19 protein-coding genes are annotated in these 17,768 nt (G+C 64.9%); 15 read left to right on the top strand and 4 right to left on the bottom strand.

What is annotated here, in order from left to right; genetic code table 11:
• Positions 1-146: 146 nt before the first annotated feature.
• The 13 genes from IC762_RS11995 to IC762_RS11935 all read left to right on the top strand — a co-directional run bounded on the left by IC762_RS11995 (position 147) and on the right by IC762_RS11935 (position 11,753).
• On the top strand, positions 147-512 hold the full coding sequence (locus IC762_RS11995; protein WP_195789009.1) for a DUF2267 domain-containing protein: 366 nt from the start codon (positions 147-149) through the stop codon (positions 510-512).
• A gap of 52 nt (positions 513-564) precedes the next feature.
• On the top strand, positions 565-972 hold the full coding sequence (locus IC762_RS11990) for a DUF4332 domain-containing protein (protein WP_195789008.1): 408 nt from the start codon (positions 565-567) through the stop codon (positions 970-972).
• An 83-nt stretch (positions 973-1,055) separates the two neighbouring features.
• A complete protein-coding gene (folP, locus tag IC762_RS11985; RefSeq protein ID WP_195789007.1) occupies positions 1,056-1,913 on the top strand; it encodes a dihydropteroate synthase in 858 nt (285 codons plus the stop codon).
• Complete coding sequence (gene folB / locus IC762_RS11980) at positions 1,910-2,290, top strand: dihydroneopterin aldolase (protein WP_195789006.1); 381 nt, start codon at positions 1,910-1,912, stop codon at positions 2,288-2,290. Before folP ends, folB begins: the two co-directional genes overlap by 4 nt.
• A complete protein-coding gene (gene folK, locus IC762_RS11975) occupies positions 2,283-2,774 on the top strand; it encodes a 2-amino-4-hydroxy-6-hydroxymethyldihydropteridine diphosphokinase (RefSeq protein ID WP_195789005.1) in 492 nt (163 codons plus the stop codon). The genes folB and folK overlap by 8 nt, the downstream gene beginning before the upstream one ends.
• A gap of 104 nt (positions 2,775-2,878) precedes the next feature.
• Positions 2,879-4,753 carry a methylmalonyl-CoA mutase family protein gene (locus IC762_RS11970; protein WP_195789004.1) on the top strand — a complete coding sequence of 625 codons (1,875 nt, stop codon included), beginning with the start codon at positions 2,879-2,881 and terminating at the stop codon, positions 4,751-4,753.
• Positions 4,750-5,220: a GFA family protein gene (locus IC762_RS11965; RefSeq protein ID WP_195789003.1), complete on the top strand. Its 471-nt coding sequence runs from the start codon at positions 4,750-4,752 to the stop codon at positions 5,218-5,220. The genes IC762_RS11970 and IC762_RS11965 overlap by 4 nt, the downstream gene beginning before the upstream one ends.
• Positions 5,221-5,233: 13 nt before the next feature.
• Entirely contained in the window at positions 5,234-7,390 is a 2,157-nt protein-coding gene (gene scpA / locus IC762_RS11960) for a methylmalonyl-CoA mutase (RefSeq protein WP_195789002.1), read from the top strand.
• Between the two features lie 12 nt (positions 7,391-7,402).
• Entirely contained in the window at positions 7,403-8,239 is an 837-nt protein-coding gene (locus tag IC762_RS11955; protein ID WP_195789001.1) for a GIY-YIG nuclease family protein, read from the top strand.
• A gap of 16 nt (positions 8,240-8,255) precedes the next feature.
• Entirely contained in the window at positions 8,256-8,606 is a 351-nt protein-coding gene (locus tag IC762_RS11950) for a HepT-like ribonuclease domain-containing protein (protein WP_195789000.1), read from the top strand.
• Entirely contained in the window at positions 8,603-9,595 is a 993-nt protein-coding gene (gene meaB, locus IC762_RS11945; protein ID WP_195788999.1) for a methylmalonyl Co-A mutase-associated GTPase MeaB, read from the top strand. Before IC762_RS11950 ends, meaB begins: the two co-directional genes overlap by 4 nt.
• Positions 9,592-10,239, top strand: a complete 648-nt coding sequence (locus IC762_RS11940; protein ID WP_195788998.1) for a pyroglutamyl-peptidase I — start codon at positions 9,592-9,594, stop codon at positions 10,237-10,239. Before meaB ends, IC762_RS11940 begins: the two co-directional genes overlap by 4 nt.
• Before the next feature lie 143 nt (positions 10,240-10,382).
• The gene (locus IC762_RS11935; protein WP_195788997.1) at positions 10,383-11,753 is read left to right on the top strand and encodes a TIGR03808 family TAT-translocated repetitive protein; all 1,371 of its coding nucleotides are present in this window, start codon (positions 10,383-10,385) and stop codon (positions 11,751-11,753) included.
• Positions 11,754-11,763: 10 nt separating this feature from the next.
• Here IC762_RS11935 and IC762_RS11930 read toward each other — a convergent pair whose 3' ends face one another.
• The 3 genes from IC762_RS11930 to IC762_RS11920 all read right to left on the bottom strand — a co-directional run bounded on the left by IC762_RS11930 (position 11,764) and on the right by IC762_RS11920 (position 14,369).
• A complete protein-coding gene (locus IC762_RS11930) occupies positions 11,764-12,264 on the bottom strand; it encodes a TIGR03809 family protein (RefSeq protein ID WP_195788996.1) in 501 nt (166 codons plus the stop codon).
• 777 nt (positions 12,265-13,041) lie between these two features.
• A complete protein-coding gene (locus IC762_RS11925) occupies positions 13,042-13,803 on the bottom strand; it encodes a hypothetical protein (protein ID WP_195788995.1) in 762 nt (253 codons plus the stop codon).
• The gene (locus tag IC762_RS11920) at positions 13,800-14,369 is read right to left on the bottom strand and encodes a sigma-70 family RNA polymerase sigma factor (protein WP_195788994.1); all 570 of its coding nucleotides are present in this window, start codon (positions 14,367-14,369) and stop codon (positions 13,800-13,802) included. The genes IC762_RS11925 and IC762_RS11920 overlap by 4 nt, the downstream gene beginning before the upstream one ends.
• Positions 14,370-14,802: 433 nt before the next feature.
• On the opposite strand from IC762_RS11920, the gene IC762_RS11915 reads away from it, so the two are divergent.
• Both IC762_RS11915 and IC762_RS11910 read left to right on the top strand, forming a co-directional pair.
• Entirely contained in the window at positions 14,803-15,951 is a 1,149-nt protein-coding gene (locus IC762_RS11915; RefSeq protein WP_195788993.1) for a GGDEF domain-containing protein, read from the top strand.
• A gap of 71 nt (positions 15,952-16,022) precedes the next feature.
• The gene (locus tag IC762_RS11910) at positions 16,023-17,132 is read left to right on the top strand and encodes a DUF2336 domain-containing protein (protein ID WP_195788992.1); all 1,110 of its coding nucleotides are present in this window, start codon (positions 16,023-16,025) and stop codon (positions 17,130-17,132) included.
• Here IC762_RS11910 and IC762_RS11905 read toward each other — a convergent pair.
• A complete protein-coding gene (locus IC762_RS11905; protein ID WP_195788991.1) occupies positions 17,129-17,767 on the bottom strand; it encodes an NrsF family protein in 639 nt (212 codons plus the stop codon). The two genes, IC762_RS11910 and IC762_RS11905, sit on opposite strands and share 4 nt — an antisense overlap.
• Between the last annotated feature and the right edge of the window lies 1 nt (position 17,768).

The following is a 17,768-nucleotide window of genomic DNA, read 5'->3' as shown; positions in this document are numbered from 1 at the left end:
CTCACTCTTGCATCGGTGCAACACTCGTTACGCGATCGAAAAAGAAAAACGCGCTGCAATGTGCGGATCGCTTGAATTTCGCGGCCCGGACGCTCAAGATGAATCCTCAAGAACGATCCGGCAAGGACCGGTTGAGGCGGGGCAATATGGACGAACTGGTTGGACGGCTGGCCGCGAAGGCCGGCATCGATGGTGCTGTCGCTGAGAAAACCATCGGCATCGTTCTGGGCTTCCTCCGTCACGAGGGACCTTCCAACCAGGTTCAGGCTCTGATCGACCACATCCCCGGCGCCGAAGCGGCGATCGCCGCGTCCAACAACAGCGGTGGTCTGTCGCGGTTGATGGGTGGCGGGCTGATGGCCGTCGGCACGAGGCTGATGGCGCTTGGCCTCAGCATGGGCGAAATTCAGAGCGTCGCGCGTGAACTTTTCAGGTTCGGCCGCGACAAAATCGGAGCGGATCAAATGGGCGAGATCATCTCGGGGACGCCGGGCCTCAGCCAGTTTGCCTGAAGCCGCCCTGACGCCCTGCGCACGCGCTCCCTTCCATTTGCATACGAGTATCATGACATACCCACTCTCCCAGATTGAAGGCCTGTCCGCCTATTGCGCCACGAAACTCAAATCGCAGGGTATCCGCACCACCGACGCGCTGCTTGAAGCCGCCCGCACCGTCAAGGGGCGCAAGGCGCTCGCCGCCAAGACCGGAATCAGCGAACAGCAATTGCTCGAATGGGCCAACGTCTCCGATTACATGCGGATTCCCGGCATGGGCAAGGCGAAGGTCGGGCTGGTCCGCGCCGCCGGCGTCACCACGGTGCGCGAGCTCGCGCTGCGCAACCCGTCGCGGCTCGCGCAGAGCATGAAGGACGCCAACGTCAAGCGGAAACTGGTTCGTGTCATGCCGTCCGAAAAGTCGGTCGAGCTCTTGATCGAGCAGGCACGCAAGCTGCCGCCCAAGATCACGTATTAGTCTGTCGCCGCGGCTCCTGCCCACAGCGCGTCCCACTTCCGCAACTGCTTGACTCGCCGGCGCCGTCAGCGCAAAGCCACCGCATGATGGCGACCCAGCCCATAGCATCGGCGGCGGCCGGCCCGGCCGAACACGAGCTGCTGCCCGCGTTGCTGTCGAAGCCATATCCGGCGGTGATGGGCATATTGAACGTGACGCCGGATTCGTTCTCCGACGGCGGACGGTTCATCGCTCCCGAACAGGCGCTGGCGCAGGCCCAGAAGCTGATCGCCGACGGCGCTGATATCATCGACATCGGCGCGGAATCGACCCGCCCCTACGGCTCGCAGCAGGTCTCGGCGGACGACGAGTTGAAGCGGCTCGCGCCGGTGTTGGCCGCCGTCGTCGCGCTTGGCGTCCCGGTGTCGATCGACAGCATGAAATCGGAGGTCGTGGCCTGGGCGCTCGACCAGGGCGCTGCGATCGCCAACGATGTCTGGGGCCTGCAGCGCGATGCCGGCATGGCTCCCCTCATCGCCGCGCGCGACGTGCCCGTGATCGTCATGCACAATCGCGCGCAGGCTGATCCGGCCATCGACATCATGCAGGATATCGCCGGCTTCTTCGCCCGCTCGCTCGAGATCGCCGCTCGGGCCGGCATTTCATCCGACAAGATCGTGCTCGATCCCGGTATCGGCTTCGGCAAGACGCCGGAGCAGAGCATGATGGCGCTGGCGCGGCTCGCCGAGCTCGGCTCGTTCGGCCTGCCGGTGCTGGTCGGCGCCTCGCGCAAGCGCTTCATCAGCACCGTCGTGCCCTCGGAGCCGCAACAGCGTATCGGCGGCTCGATCGCCGCGCATCTGATCGCCGCCCAGAATGGCGCTCGCATCATCCGCACCCATGACGTCGCGGAGACCGTGCAGGCCTTGCGGGTGGCGGCAGCAATCAAGGGACAGCAATGACCGACACGATCTTCATCACCGGGATCGTCATCCATGCCCGCCATGGCGTGATGGAGCATGAGACCGAGGTTGGGCAGCGTTTTGTCATCGACCTCGAGCTCTACACCGATCTGTCGGAATCCTCCCGCACCGACCGGCTCTCCGACACCGTCTCCTATTCCAACGTGGTGGCGACCGCGACGTCGGCGTTCAAGACCACCAATTACAAGCTTTTGGAGCGCGCCGCCGGCGCGGTCGCCGACGACATCCTCGCCGCCTTCCCGCGGGTCCGGGCGGTCAAGGTCACCGTCCACAAGCCGCACGCGCCGATTGCCGCGATCTTCGAGGATGTCGGCGTGGTGCTGACGCGTTCGCGGCATCCGACCCCTCATGGCTGACGTCCTGATCGCGCTCGGCGGCAATGTCGGCGACGTCCGCGCGACGTTTCGCAAGGCGATCGCCAATATCTGCGGCATGACCCAGGCCGCGCTGCTCGCGCGCTCGTCCGACTATTCGACCCCGCCCTGGGGCAAGCAGCAGCAGGACAGCTTCATCAATGCCTGCATCGAGATCGAGACCTCGCTCGATCCGCATGCGCTGCTGTTCACGCTGCACAAGATCGAGAAGAAATTCGGCCGCGACCGCGCCAGTGAGCAGCGCTGGGGCCCGCGCACCCTCGACCTCGATTTGATCGCCTATGACGATGTCAGGCTCGCCAAGCCGGAACTGACGCTGCCGCACCCGCATTGGTTCGAGCGCGGCTTCGTGCTGGTGCCGCTGGCCGAGATCGTGCCCGATCGCATCATCGCCGGGCGCAAGGTCGCCGACGCGCTGGGTGGGGTTTCCGCCGACGGTATTTTCCGCCTGCCGGACCTCGATTAGGCCGGAACACCCCCAAACAACCGTTTGGCTTGGCCGCCCGCCCGTGGCAATTTCCGGCCAAATCAAGAGGCCCCGATCGGGCCAGCGAAGGACTCTGCGGGCGGATGACGACCACGACTGACGATTTGGCTCTGGCTGCGGAATTTCCGCCTGCGACCTATCAGGACTGGCGCAAGCTGGTCGACGGCGTGCTGAAGGGCGCGCCGTTCGAGAAGCTGGTCGGCAAGACCTATGATGGGCTCAAGATCGACCCGATCTACCGCCGCGCCACCAATACCGGTCCGATCGCCGGCCGCGCGGCCGCCACGCCCTGGCAGATCCTGCAGCGGGTCGATCATCCCGATCCCGCGCAGGCCAACGCGCTGGCGCTGCATGATCTCGAAAACGGCGCGACCGGCCTCGAATTCGAATTCGCGGATGGCCCCGGCACCCGCGGTTTCGGTCTCGCCGACGCCAGCAAGCGGACGCTGGCGCGCGCCTGCGGCGGCATCCATCTCGATGCCGGCATCATGATCGCGCTCAACCCGGTCATCGGGCGCGAGAACGCCGGCGAGACGTTTGCCGACATGGTCGAGGCCCGCAAGCTCGATCCGGCCAAGCTCGACCTTCACTTCAATTACCAGGCGCTCAGCACCATCGCCGTACGTGGTGCTGCGACCGCCGCCTGGGCGGACTATCAAAAGCCGTTCGGCCAGGTGGTCGGCGGGCTGATCAAGCGCGGCTTCAACGGCCCCTTCGTGCTGGCCGACGGCCGGCCGGTGCACGATGCCGGCGGGTCCGAGGTGCAGGAGCTCGCCTTCGCGCTCGCGGTCGGGCTCGCCTATCTGCGCATGCTGGAGGCTGCCGGCCTCGATCTCGATGCGGCACGCGCGGCGATCTCGTTCCGGCTCAGCGCCGACGCCGACCAGTTCCTGACCATGGCGAAATTCCGTGCGCTGCGGCGCCTGTGGGCGCGGGTCGAGCAAGCGTCCGGGCTCACGCCAAAGCCGATCTTCATCAACGCGCAGACCGCCTGGCGCATGCTGACCCAGCGCGACGCCAATGTGAACATGCTGCGCGCAACCATGGCGACGTTCGCGGCCGGGCTTGCCGGCGCCAACGCGATCACCGTGCTGCCGCACACGCTGGCGCTCGGCCTGCCGGATGATTTCGCGCGGCGCGTGGCACGCAACACCCAGCTCGTGCTGCTCGAGGAATCCAACCTTGCAAAGGTCTCCGATCCCGCCGCCGGCTCCGGCGGCATCGAGACGCTGACGACGCAGCTCTGCGAGGCGGCGTGGACGCTGTTCCAGGAGATCGAGAAGGCCGGCGGCATCTTCGCGGCACTCGAGCAGGGACTGCTTCAGAGCAAGGTCGCCGCGACGCGCGCCCAGCGCGAGACCAATGTGGCGAAACGCCGCGACGTGCTGACTGGCGCCAGCGAATTCCCGAACCTGCATGAAGCCGGGGTCGCGGTACTGGATGTGACGCCGGTCGCGCTCAGCCCCCTGCCCGAGGCAAAGATCAAGTTCGATCCGCTCGCGCCGATGCGCCTTGCCGAGCCGTTCGAGGCGCTGCGCGACACATCCGATGCCGCGCTGCAGGCGCGTGGCGCGCGGCCAAAGATCTTCCTCGCCAATCTCGGCACGCCGGCCGATTTCACCGCCCGTGCCACCTTCGCCAAGAGCTTCTTCGAGACCGGCGGCATCGAGGCGATCGACAGCGAAGGCTTTGCCGATCCGGCAACGCTGGCCGCAGCCTTCAAGGCCTCCGGCGCGACGGTGGCGTGCATCTGTTCCTCCGACAAGGTCTATGCCGCCAGCGCCGTTGACGCCGCCAAGGCCCTTCAAGGCGCCGGAGCGAGGCATATCTATCTGGCAGGGCGGCCCGGCGACCAGGAAGCAGAGTTGCGGGCGGCCGGCATCGGTGAGTTCGTCTTCGCCAGCGGCGATGCGCTGGCGACATTGCGCGACGCTTACAGGCGGATGGAGCAGGCATGACGGCAGAGGCACCAGCAAAACCCGTTCTGACCGGCGGCTGCCAATGCGGCGCGGTTCGCTTTGCGATCTCGGCGGCACCGAACCGGATCAGCATCTGCCACTGCAGGATGTGCCAGAAAGCGTCCGGCGCGCCGTTTGCCTCCTTCGCCGACATCAACAAGGAGGACTTCACCTGGACCCGCGGCAAGCCGGCGGCGTTCAAGTCCTCATCCATCGCCGAGCGTGATTTCTGCGCCGCCTGCGGCACGCCGCTCAGCTTCCGCCGCATCGACGGCCCACGGATCGAGCTCATGACCGGCACCTTCGATCGGCCCGACCGGCTGGTGCCGACGCGGCAATATGGAACCGAATCCCGGCTCGGCTGGGTGGTCGGCATCGCCAACCTGCCGAGCCAGACCACGATGCAGAATTACGGACCGGAGCAGATGGCGACCATCGCCAGCCATCAGCATCCGGATCATGACTAGAGGATACGATGGAATGACCCGCATTCCCAATTTCGCTGATGTCGCCTTCCAGCCGGTAGCCACCGCGGCGCAGGCTGCGAGCGCAGAGCCGTGGCTGACGCCCGAGGGCATCCCGGTGAAATCCGTTTACGGCGAGGCCGACCTCGAGGGCATCGACTTCCTCGAGACCTGGCCGGGGATTGCGCCCTATCTGCGCGGTCCCTACCCGACCATGTATGTCAACCAGCCATGGACCATCCGGCAATATGCCGGCTTCTCCACGGCGGAGGATTCCAACGCCTTCTATCGCCGCAACCTCGCGGCCGGGCAGAAGGGCCTGTCGGTGGCGTTCGATCTCGCCACCCACCGCGGCTATGACTCGGATCACCCGCGCGTCTCCGGCGACGTCGGCATGGCCGGCGTCGCGATCGATTCCATCTACGACATGCGCACGCTGTTCGCCGGCATCCCGCTCGACCAGATGAGCGTGTCGATGACCATGAACGGCGCGGTGCTGCCGATCCTCGCGCTGTTCGTCGCAGCCGCCGAGGAACAGGGCGTGCCGCCGGAAAAACTGTCGGGCACCATTCAGAACGATATTCTGAAAGAGTTCATGGTGCGCAACACCTACATCTATCCGCCCACGCCCTCGATGCGGATCATCTCCGACATCTTCGCCTACACCTCGCAGCGGATGCCGAAATACAATTCCATTTCCATCTCCGGCTATCACATGCAGGAGGCCGGCGCGACGCAGGACCTCGAGCTCGCCTATACGCTGGCCGACGGCGTCGAATATCTCCGCGCCGGCCTCGCCGCCGGCCTCGATGTCGATCGCTTCGCGCCGCGGCTGTCGTTCTTCTGGGCGATCGGCATGAACTTCTTCATGGAAGTCGCCAAGATGCGCGCCGCCCGGCTGCTCTGGGCCAAGCTCCTGAAGCCGTTCAACCCGAAGGACCCGCGCTCGCTGTCGCTGCGCACGCATTGCCAGACCTCCGGCTGGTCGCTGACCGCGCAGGACGTCTTCAACAATGTGATGCGCACCACGATCGAGGCGATGGCGGCGACGCAAGGCCACACCCAGTCGCTGCACACCAACGCGCTCGACGAGGCCCTGGCGCTGCCGACCGATTTCTCGGCGCGCATCGCCCGCAACACGCAGCTGTTCATCCAGCAGGAGAGCGGCACCAACCGCATCATCGATCCCTGGGGCGGCTCCTATTATGTCGAGCGGCTGACCCGCGATCTCGCCGCAAAGGCCTGGGGCCATATCCAGGAGGTCGAGGCGCTCGGCGGCATGGCCAAGGCGATCGAGGCCGGCGTGCCGAAGCTCCGGATCGAGGAAGCCTCGGCCAAGACCCAGGCGCGGATCGATGCCGGCCGCCAGGCCGTGATCGGCGTCAACAAATTCAAGCCGGAGAACGAGAAGCCGATCGACGTGCTCAAGGTGGAGAACTCCACCGTGCGGCGCTTGCAGATCGACAAGCTCAAGCGTTTGCGCTCCGAGCGGAACGAGAAGGACGTTGAAGCAGCACTTGCCGCGCTGACGCGCAGCGCCGGCGAAGGCAGCGGCAATCTGCTGGCGCTGGCAATCGACGCCGCGCGGGTCAAGGCCACCGTCGGCGAGATTTCGGACGCGATGGAGAAAGTGTTCGGCCGCCACCGTGCCGAGATCAAGTCCATCACCGGCGTCTACAAGCGAGAGGCAGCGACCATGTCGAACAAGGTCGAAAAGGTGCAAGAGCTGATCGACGCCTTCGAGGAAGCCGAGGGCCGCCGCCCGCGTATCCTGGTCGCCAAGATCGGCCAGGACGGCCATGACCGCGGTCAGAAGGTGATCGCATCCGCCTTCGCCGATGTCGGCTTCGACGTCGACATCGGGCCGCTGTTCGCGACCGCCGAGGAGGCCGCGCGCCAGGCGGTCGAGAACGATGTCCACATCCTCGGCGTCTCCTCGCTCGCCGCCGCGCACCTCACCGCGGTGCCGGAACTGAAGGCCGCGCTGAAGCAGCACGGCCGCGAGGACATCATGATCATCATCGGCGGCGTGGTGCCGCCGCAGGATTACGATGCGCTCTATGCCGCCGGCGCCGAGGCGATCTTCCCGCCGGGCACCGTGATATCAGACGCCGCCGAGGAGCTGATCCACAAGCTCAACGCAAGGCTCGGCCATAGCGAGGCGGCGGAGTGAGTTTCAACTGCCATGCTGAAGTTCAATCTAATCCTGTCCGAATGCAAGCTTGATCCGAAGTCTGTTCAACTGGTTCGGCATCAAGATCGTGGACCCAGCGGGGGCACACCCTACTCTCTGTTGCGGGAAGATCGTTCGCAATTTGAATTCTACCAAATGATCCAAGGTCGAGAAATATTTCGACGGGAATTCATCGCTTCGTTCGTTGTTACTCCAAGCCGGGAAACACTTTTTGTAGACCTTTTTAGAGTCGGCGAGCTTAGAAGCAGTTCGGAAGCAATCATCTGCCCAATCAAACTCAAGTCGTACGATGCCGGCAAGCTTTTCGTCTATGATCTCACCCTTGACGATCGAATGAGCGACTTCTCCAAGCGTCTAGTTTTGAACTGGGGCGAAGGATACCGAAGCTGGGTCCAACGCGCAGAAAAGCAAAACAAAGACGTCATCGAAATTCGTAAGCAATTTGAAGAGCCCAAATTCCCTGACTATTTCTCCTTCCAGAAGCGAATTGAGGATATTCCGACTCTGTACCCTACTTGGCAGTCCGTTCTCCGGGTAACGAAGGGCGTCTATTTGCTCGTTTGCAAAAAAACCGGAGCGCAATACGTTGGCTCGGCCACCGGAGATGACGGATTCTTCGGGAGGTGGACTGCCTATGCGGCCGACGGTCACGGCGGCAACAAACTTTTGAAGGAACGGAACCAGAGAGACTACACGGTATCTATTTTGGAGACCGTAGGCTCAAAGGCTCAGCGAAGCGAAGTATTAGCGCTTGAGAATCTTTGGAAGGAAAAGCTCGGTTCGCGCGCTGAGCGCCTTGGGGATGAATTTGGCTTGAATGCCAATTGAGTAGGATGATCCAAACATGACAGAGATGGAAATCGTCCCATCCATACAAGATCGCTTCGCTCACATCCTATCTGCAATCAACATCATCCAAGTCGAGCTGCGCGAATGTTCCGAAAGCGAACTGGCGAATGATCGGTCGCGACGGCTCGCGCTGGAGAGACTGTTTGAGATGGTTAGTGTCGCGTGCGGCCACATTCCGTATGAAATCAAGGCTGCCGAAACCGCGGTTGATTGGCGTTGCTTCGCCGACATTGGCGCTCGTCTTGAAAATACGCGCGTTCGGATCGAACCAGAGATTCTCTGGGGAATAGCCGGGGAAAAGCTCGTGCCGCTCAAGACGTGCGTAGAGCGACGCATTCGGGCATGACCCTGCCAAATAAGACCGTCGTGGACATCCGCGCCCTAGCCCCTGACCTTCGCGCCGGCCACCGCGCCGCGCTGGCGCGGGCGATCACGCTGGTCGAGAGCCGGCGTGGCGATCACCAGGCCTCCGCGCGCGAACTGGTGCAGAAGCTGCTGCCCGACACCGGCAGCGCGGTGCGGGTCGGCATCACCGGCTCGCCCGGGGTCGGCAAGTCGACCACGATCGATGCGCTCGGCATGTTCCTGATCGAGCGCGGCCACAAGGTCGCGGTGCTGGCGGTGGATCCGTCGTCGGCGCGCACCGGCGGCTCGATCCTCGGCGACAAGACCCGGATGGCGCGGCTCGCGGTTTCCGACAAGGCCTATATCCGGCCCTCGCCGTCCTCGGGCACGCTCGGCGGCGTCGCGGCGAAGACCCGCGAGGCGATGCTGCTGTGCGAGGCCGCCGGCTTCGACGTGGTGCTGGTCGAGACCGTCGGCATCGGCCAGTCCGAGACCGCGGTCTGCGACATGACCGATTTCTTCCTGGCCTTGATGCTGCCCGGCGCCGGCGACGAGCTGCAGGGCATCAAGAAGGGCCTGGTCGAGCTCGCCGACATGATCGCGATCAACAAGGCCGATGGCGACAATCTCAAGCGCGCCAACCTCGCCGCCGCCGATTATCGCAGCGCGCTGCATATTCTTACGCCGCGCTCCGAGCACTGGCATCCGCCGGTCGAAACATATTCGGCGCTGACCGGTGCGGGCCTCGACAAGCTCTGGCAGAAGATCCTCGAGCACCGCACCGCGATGAACGCGTCGGGCGAATTCGCCGCGCGACGCCGCGAGCAGCAGGTGAAATGGATGTGGTCGATGCTGGAGGGCCGGATGATGGCGCGGCTGCGCGCCGACGCCGCGATCCGCAGCAAGGTGAAGAAGATGGAAGCCGAGGTCGCCGACGGCCGCATCTCGCCCGCGGTGGCCGCGGAGCAGATCGCGGAGATGTTGAGGTGAGCGAGAGGCTGCGCATCCTGATCACCGGCTTCGGCCCATTCCCGGGCGCGCCGTTCAATCCGACCATGCCGCTGGTGAAGCGGCTGACGCAGCTGCGGCGACCGGCGCTCGACGACGTCGCGTTGACGAGCCACATCTTCCACGTCACCTACGCAACCGTCGATCGCGAGTTGCCCGAGCTGATCGCAAAACATCGCCCGCAGGCGCTGCTGATGTTCGGCCTCGCCGGCCGCACCTCGTATCTGCGGATCGAAAGCCGCGCCCGCAACGCAGTAACCACGCGCTTCCCCGATGCCGGCCGCCAGCATGCGCGCAAGGGATCGATCGTCGACGGCGCCGATGCGCACGCATTCGGCCCGCACAGCGAAAAGCTGCTGCGCGCGGCAGTGGCGACCGGGATCGACGCGCGGCTGTCGCGCGATGCCGGCAGCTATCTCTGCAACTATCTGAGCTGGCGCGCGATCGAGGCCGCAGGCGGCGACAACGGCCCTCGCCTCGCGCAATTCGTCCATGTTCCACCGCTCGCCCATGACGGAACGGCAGCGCGCGGCACCTCAGAGCTCACGCTGGAAGCGCTGGTCGATGCCGGCGAAGCCATGCTGATGGAGCTGGTGAAGTTGACCCGGCAGATAGCGTTGGTGTGAGCGTCAATCGCTCCACCCCGGGTTAACCCTACCGCCAACAATCGCCCGGCTGCGACCGCGCGTTCACCGAGCGGCGCCGCATTTCGCGCTACCTATCGGGTGCGAACGTCATCGCTCGCGCCTCTTAGCGAGGGCCAGGCACCATGGACGTCAACCGCCGCCGTCTGATCGGAGCATCCGCCGCCGGCGTCGCCGGCGCGCTGGCGATGTCGCCGGAGGCTGCGCGTGCCGCGGCATCGGTCGCCTCGCTGGGCCGCGACGTCACGCAATATGGCGTTCGTCCCGGCAGCCCCGACGACCAGACCCGCAACCTGCAACGCGCGATCGATGATGCTGCGCATGCGCAGGTGCCGCTGGCCTTCCCGCCCGGCGTCTATCGCACCGGCCTGCTGCGGCTTGCGCCCGGCAGCCAGCTGATCGGCGTGCGCGGCGCGAGCAGGCTCGCCTTCAACGGCGGTGCCTCGCTGCTGGCAGGCGAAGGCGCCGGCGGAGTCGTGCTGATGGGCCTGACCTTCGACGGCGGCAACATCCCGCTGCCGACGAGGCGCGGCCTGGTGCACTGCCTGTCCGGCCGCGACATCCGCATCACCGATTGCCAGTTCATCGGCAGCGGCGGCAACGGCATCTGGTTCGAGCAGATGTCGGGCGACGTCAGCAACAACATCTTCACGGACATCGCGATCACGGCGCTGGTGTCGTTCGATGCGATCGGCCTTCTGGTCTCGCGCAACACCATCAAGGGCACCAACGACAACGGCATCGAGATCCTGCGTTCCTCGATCGGCGACGACGGCTCGATCGTCGCCGACAACCGCATCGAGGACATCAAGGCTGGCCCCGGCGGCTCCGGGCAATACGGCAACGCCATCAACGCATTCCGCGCCGGCAACGTGATCGTGCGCGGCAACCGGATCAGGAACTGCGATTTTTCGGCGGTGCGCGGCAATTCGGCCGCCAACATCCACATCACCGACAACAGCGTCAGCAATGTCCGCGAGGTCGCGCTCTATTCGGAGTTCGCGTTCGAGGCGGCCGTGATCGCCAACAACACCGTCGATGGCGCGGCGCTCGGCGTGTCCGTGTGCAATTTCAACGAGGGCGGCCGCATCGCGGTGGTTCAGGGCAACATCATCCGCAATTTGCTGCCGAAGCGGCCAGCCGGGACCGACCCCAATGACGGGGCCGGCATCGGCATCTATGTCGAGGCCGACACATCCGTCACCGGCAATGTGATCGAGAACGCGCCGAGCTTCGGCATCGTCGCCGGCTGGGGTAAGTACCTGCGCGACGTCGCGATCTCGGGCAACGTGATCCGCAACGCCCTCGTTGGCATCGGCGTCTCGGTGGTGCCGGGCGCCGGCTCCGCGCTGATCAACAACAACATGATCTCGGAAACCCCGCGCGGCGCCGTGGTCGGGCTCGATCACGCCCGTCCGGTCACATCCGACCTGTCGGCCGGCGGCGCCCAGCAATATGCGCAGCTGATGGTGGGGTCGAACGCGGTGCGGCGCTGACGCGCCCGCCTTACATCGCGTTGCGCAGCAGCGGGTAGCGCGACTGGATCGTGTCGAGGTCGAGCACCGGCGGCGGCATCATCGGGACCGGCATCTCCGGCGCCGGCGCGTCGGCCATGGCGGGCGCATCTTCCAGCACCGCAACCGCCGTCTCGAGCGCGGCCGCGACCGCCGTCATGGTGGATTCGGCCAGCGCGACCACGTCGAACCGGTGCTCCGGCGCGGGCTCCGGCAAAGCCGGGCGCGGCGGCAATTTCGACTTGCCGCGGCCGAGCCAGGACAGGTCGATGGGAGAATTGTCGAGCGAAGCTTCGCGCGTCAGCAGCTCGCGCCAGATCTCGACCGCGGCGCGCGCTTCCCTGATGTTCTCGAGAAATGCCTGTTCGGTGTGATAGCGACGCCAGCGGCCGGTTTCGAACAGTTCGGTCAGGTGTTCGAGCCGCTGTTCGGCCAGGTTGCACCAGCGCGCAACGATCTCCTGGCCCCTGGCCACGTCAGTCCGATGTGTCATCAAATTTGCCCGCAGGAAGAGAAACGGACGCAGACGCAACCGAACCGAATCAACTGGACGCGACAGAGATATTCTGTGGAAAAGGTAAATAAAGTCTAACTAAATTCTTAATCGACGACGGGCGATCAAAGAAGTCCGCTTCATTACGGGGTTTGCTGGACTATCCCCAGTCAAGTCATCGACTTGCATGATGGCGATGCACAGCGCACCAACGGCAACGCGACACCGAACTATCCACACCGATCCACCGTTTCTTGTCAGCTCGTGGCAGGAATTTCGCGATGATCGAGATCGCCATCCAGACGCTGCGCCGGGCAATCCCGACAAGCCATCCCCCAAATGAAAGACCCGTCCGGGGGGACAACCGGACGGGTCAAAGCCATATGGGCGCTTGGGGTGGATGGGCGCTCGCGCCTGATACAGCCGGGGAGGGTAAACCGCTCCCACAGATATAAGTCGTGACAGGGCAGCGGACGTTCAAACCGTCGGCGATTTTTTTGACCTTCTCCGCGTCCGGTTCCGATGCACGCCTTTCACGCGTTCGACGCCGAAAACCGCTGGCCGGCAAGGTATTTTGCGATGAAACCGTTTGCGGCCGTCGGCGCATGTGTCGTCCTTCAACACACCCTCACGGAAGTGTTATTGCCCGGCGCGTCCGACGTGCGCGACGATTTGTCGGACGCCCGCGCACGAGAGCCGCGGCGCCGACCAACGCCCGCCGCTCATCTACGATGTTCCGATTGATCCGCAGCTCGGCCGCAGAGCCGCCAATCGCCGCTACGGCGTTTCGACCGCGAGGTTGACGATCTTCTCGCGCTGCAGCCGCGCGATCAGCGCTGTGACGCCGTCACGGTCCATCGCACGGTTGCCGAACTGCAACCGGAACAGGCCGTCCTTGGCACTTTCGGTGATGGTGGCGTGATAGCTTTCGAGCAGCGCGCTGATGTCAGCCACCTTGGCATCCGGCGCGAAGCGCACCAACAGCCGGGTCGGCGCTGCCGCGGCGGCGCCGCCACTCAGGTCCCGGGTGATCGGCGCGCTCGGCGCACTCTGGATGCTCTGAGCCCGTGGCGCGGGGCGCTCGGGGGCGGGGGCGTCCAGCGATGCGGTCTGGAACGAGGCCGGCTGGCTCTGCATCAGCACCGTGCCGATCACGCCCGCCTGCAACAGCACCACGATCGCAGCAGCGCTCGACGACCACGCCAGTGTGCGCGGCGACAATTTCGCAAAGAACTCGGATATGCCTGCCGAAATCCGCGACCACATCGACGGCTTGCGCTCCGGTTCGGCATCGATCGCCGCGAACAGCTTCTGCATGGCGCGCGCCGAGGGTGCACCAAGGCTCTCGTTGAGGCCGATGGTCTCGGCGTATTCGTCGCGGATCACGGCGTACTGCCTGGCGAGCTCCGGGTCCTGGGCGAGCGCCTCCTCGACGCGGCGCGCGTCGCGGGCGTTCAGCGTCCCGGCGGCGTGCCAAGGCAGCAGCATCTCGATCTCGCCGGGCTCCTGATCCAGCACTTTCTTGCTCGCAGCCGTCATGGCCAACCTCGCTCGATGCCGGCCGCCTTCAGCAGCTCGGCAAGTTTCTTGCGCGCATAAAACAGGCGCGTCTTCACGGTATTCTCCGGAATCCCGACGATCTCAGCGACGTCTTCCACGGATTTCTCGTGATAATAGACAAGATCCACGATTTCCCGGTGTTCCGCGGACAGTGACGTCAGGCACTTGCGCAACGCGTCGCCGGTATCCTTTTTCTGCACCACCGTTTCCGGATCGTCGGACGTATCCTCGATCGCGTTCGCGGCCTCGTCGTCCAGTTCGGCGTCTTTCCTGCGCCGCAGCGCAGACAACGCCTTGAACCGGGTTATCGCCAGGAGCCAGGTTGAAACGGCGGAACGTCCCTCAAACTTGCCCGCCTGACGCCACACGTCGAGGAAAACCTCGCTGATGAGATCCTCTGCGACCTGTTCATTCCGCACGAGCCGAAGCCCGAAGCGGAACACCCTGACATGGTGCCGCCCATAAAGCACCTGCATGGCGAGCCGGTCGCCTTGAGCGATCCGAGCGATCAGAACATCGTCTGAAGCCGCCTGTGTCGCGCTCAATGGCCGTCTCGCAAAGTTGGTCTGAGGGGAGTGGGGCGTGGTTCGACGCGAGAGCCAAGATTCTTCACATTACGGCAATGTCCTGCCTGCATGTGTGACCTATGCCACAGTCGACGATCCGACTGTCGGAATATCATCGACTCCCCCAAAAACGGTATCATGATAACGAGCGCTCTTTCAGACACGGCGACCCTACCAAGCCTTCATATCAAGCCCTTCATACCAAGCCTTGGCGGCCAAGCCAGCGCGGCGTTGCAGGCGCTCCGCCATGCGCGCTGCCAGTGCCACCCCTTCCCGGCCCCTCGGCGGACGGATTCTCCTTGCGAAACAAGGGTGATGACCGGGTTCCCACGGGGCAGATTCGGTTCCGGAAGATACCAAACCTAAAGGCTTTCCCCCGTAGATTTTCGCCGGATTCACCAATGGCGAGACCATGGGCAGCGCTGCGTCGTCTTTTCACGGTCCAATCGCGGGCGCCCTCGATGACGGCCGCCGCAAGCTGACGCCCGATCGCCTGGCGCGCCGGGCGAAGCAGCGCCGTCAGATCCAGTCGATGATCGGCATCTGCTTCGTGCTCGATGCCATCGTGCTCCTGATCTACGCCCATGCCGGCACCACCTCGGTCGCGGTCGCGACCGGCTACGCCCTCTCCGGCCTCTGCCTCGTGGCGGTCTATGTGGCGCTGTCGGAACTCGGCTTCCACGAGCGCTTTCGCGACCACTACCTGGTGGCGCCGCAATCGGCGATCAACATGGTGAACCTGCTGCTGTTCACCTATGTCGCGCCGGAAGTCGGCGTGCTGTTCCTCTGCAACCTGTTCGTGGTGTTCGGCTTCGGCGCGCTGCGCACCTCGGCGCGGCAGACCGCCGTGATCTGGACCATCATGGTGCTCGGCCTCGCCGTGCTGTTCCTGTGGACCGACAAGCCGATCGGGATGCCGACCGGCAGCAGGGTCGATCGCCTCGCCACGATGCTGGTATTCGCACTGACCATCGGCCGCTGCATGTATCTCGGCATCTTCTCCAGCGCGATGCAGCAATCGCTCTATCAGAGTGGACTGAAGCTCAAGGAGGCCTACCGGCGCATCGAGGAGCTTGCCGAGCTCGATGAGCTGACCGGCGCCTTCAATCGCCGCAGCATCATGCGCATGCTCGAGGAGGAGATCGCCCGCTGCGCCCGCAGCGGCAGCGCCTGCGCGGTCGCGCTGATCGATCTCGACCACTTCAAGCGCATCAACGACGTCTACGGCCATCCGATCGGCGACGAGGCGCTGCGCACGTTTTCGATCAGCATGTTCGCCAATCTGCGCAGCATCGACCGCTTTGGCCGCTACGGCGGCGAGGAATTCCTGCTGGTGCTGCCCGATCTGTCGCAGGATCAGGCGGAGCGCGCGCTCGAGCGGCTGCGCACGATCATCGCCGATCTCGACTGGAGCGCGTTCTCGCCCGGCATGAAGGTGACGATCTCCGCGGGCGTCACCACGCTCAGGCCGCGCGAAAACTCCGACACATTGCTCACGCGCGCCGACGGCGCGCTTTATGCCGCCAAGGCGAAGGGACGCAATCGCGTAGCCAGCGCCTGACCAACCCATTTTCAGATCCGGTGCCGGAGAAACCGTCACCAGCCTGCCTATCGATACTCCAGGATAGAGTCATGAGTTTGAAGTCCGCGTCCGCCCCCGAAAGCCTGCTCGACGAGCTGCAGGCGACGCTCGCTCACGGCACCGTCGCCCGCCGCGTCGAGACGCTGCGGCGCGTGACCGACCTCTTCATCAACGGCTCGGTGAATTATTCGGACGAGCAGATCGGGCTGTTCGACGACGTCTTCCAGTGCCTGATCGAGCACATCGAGACATCGGCAAAGGCGCTGCTCGCCAACCGGCTCGCCCCGATCGACACCCCGCCGCCGCAGACCATCCGGACGCTCGCCTTCGACGACCTGATCGAGGTCGCAGGCCCGGTGCTGACGCTGTCGCCGCGGCTTGACGACGACACCCTGATCGAGACCGCGCGCAGCAAGAGCCAGGCCCATCTCCTGGCGATATCCAACCGCAAGAACCTCAGCGGCGCCGTCACCGACGTGCTGGTGCTGCGCGGCAACGACGAAGTCATTCAGAGCACGGTCAACAATCCGGGCGCAGAATTCACCGAGCGCGGCTTCACCCGGCTGGTCAGCCGCGCCGAGGGCGACGACGATCTTTCGACCTGCGTCGGACTGCGCCCGAGCATCCCGCGGCATCTCTACCTCAAGCTGGTCGCGAAGGCCTCCGACACCGTGCGGCAGCGGCTCGAGGCCACGATACCTCCGCAGCAGGCCAAGGAGATCCCGATCGCGGTGAAGGAAGCCACGCGGCGCGCACGCTCGGCGCCCGAGGCCGTCACGCCCGACACCACGATCGCGCATGCCCTGGTCAAATCGCTCTATCAGGACGGCCGGCTCGACGAATTCCAGCTCGCGGCGTTCGCCGAGGCCGGCAAGTTCGATGAAACCAACGCCTCGCTGGCCGCGCTCGCCACCGTCACGGTGGCCATCGCCGAGAACATGATGATGGAGACCCGGGCCGAGGGCGTCATGATCCTCGCCAAGGTGTCGGGCCTGTCATGGTCGACGGTGCGGGCGATCATCAGTCTGCGCGACGACATCCTCGGTGGCGAACCGACCGATTTGCAGGCCTGCAAGGAAACCTACGAGCGGCTGCGGCCCTCGACCGCCCAGCAGGTGCTGCGCTTCCACCGCATGCAGCAGACCGCGCCGGCGGCCTAATATCTCAACACCCGCCTGCCCGCGAGCGCGCCCACCGTCGCGACGATCGCCGTCGCCAGCGTGTACCAGGTCGCCACGAACAGCGGCGAGTCATCGGTGCAGTGCGACGCATAGACGGTCGCAGCGAGCCCTGCCGACAACATGCCGGCAACCGCGCCGGCGACGGCCGGCCGCGCCGGTGCGCCCTGCCGCAGACCGTAGAGCGCGCCAGCGAGCAGCGGCAGCGACATCGCGGGGATCGCGGTCATGCAAGCCCTCGAATTGGTCCCGATCAGCCGCGTCATCATCGGCGTTCGCTGCGGCATCATCATCTCGCCGCTGATCGCGGCAACCAGGATGCCGGCGGGAATCAACAGCCACCAGCCGAAGCCGCGCAGCGAGGCCTCCGGCCGCGACAGATGCAGGCTGACCGCGATCGCCGAGGCGGCGAGCGCCAGCGTCACCGCGAACTTCAGGTCGAAGAACGGATTATGCATCGCGGTCATCACGTCGGGCCGGACGCCGAGCTCGGCGAAGAAGATCAGCAGCGAGACCGGCGCAGCCGCCAGCAGCGCCAGCATCAGCGCAAAGCCGATCGGACGTTCGCGGTGCGCGTTGTCTGCGGCCAGGGTACGAATGAGTTGATCGGTATCCATG

It is taken from the genome of Bradyrhizobium genosp. L (assembly GCF_015624485.1).
GTDB lineage: Bacteria > Pseudomonadota > Alphaproteobacteria > Rhizobiales > Xanthobacteraceae > Bradyrhizobium.
Note: the sequence above shows the minus strand (reverse complement) of the source record. Positions and strands in the feature narration are given on the sequence as shown.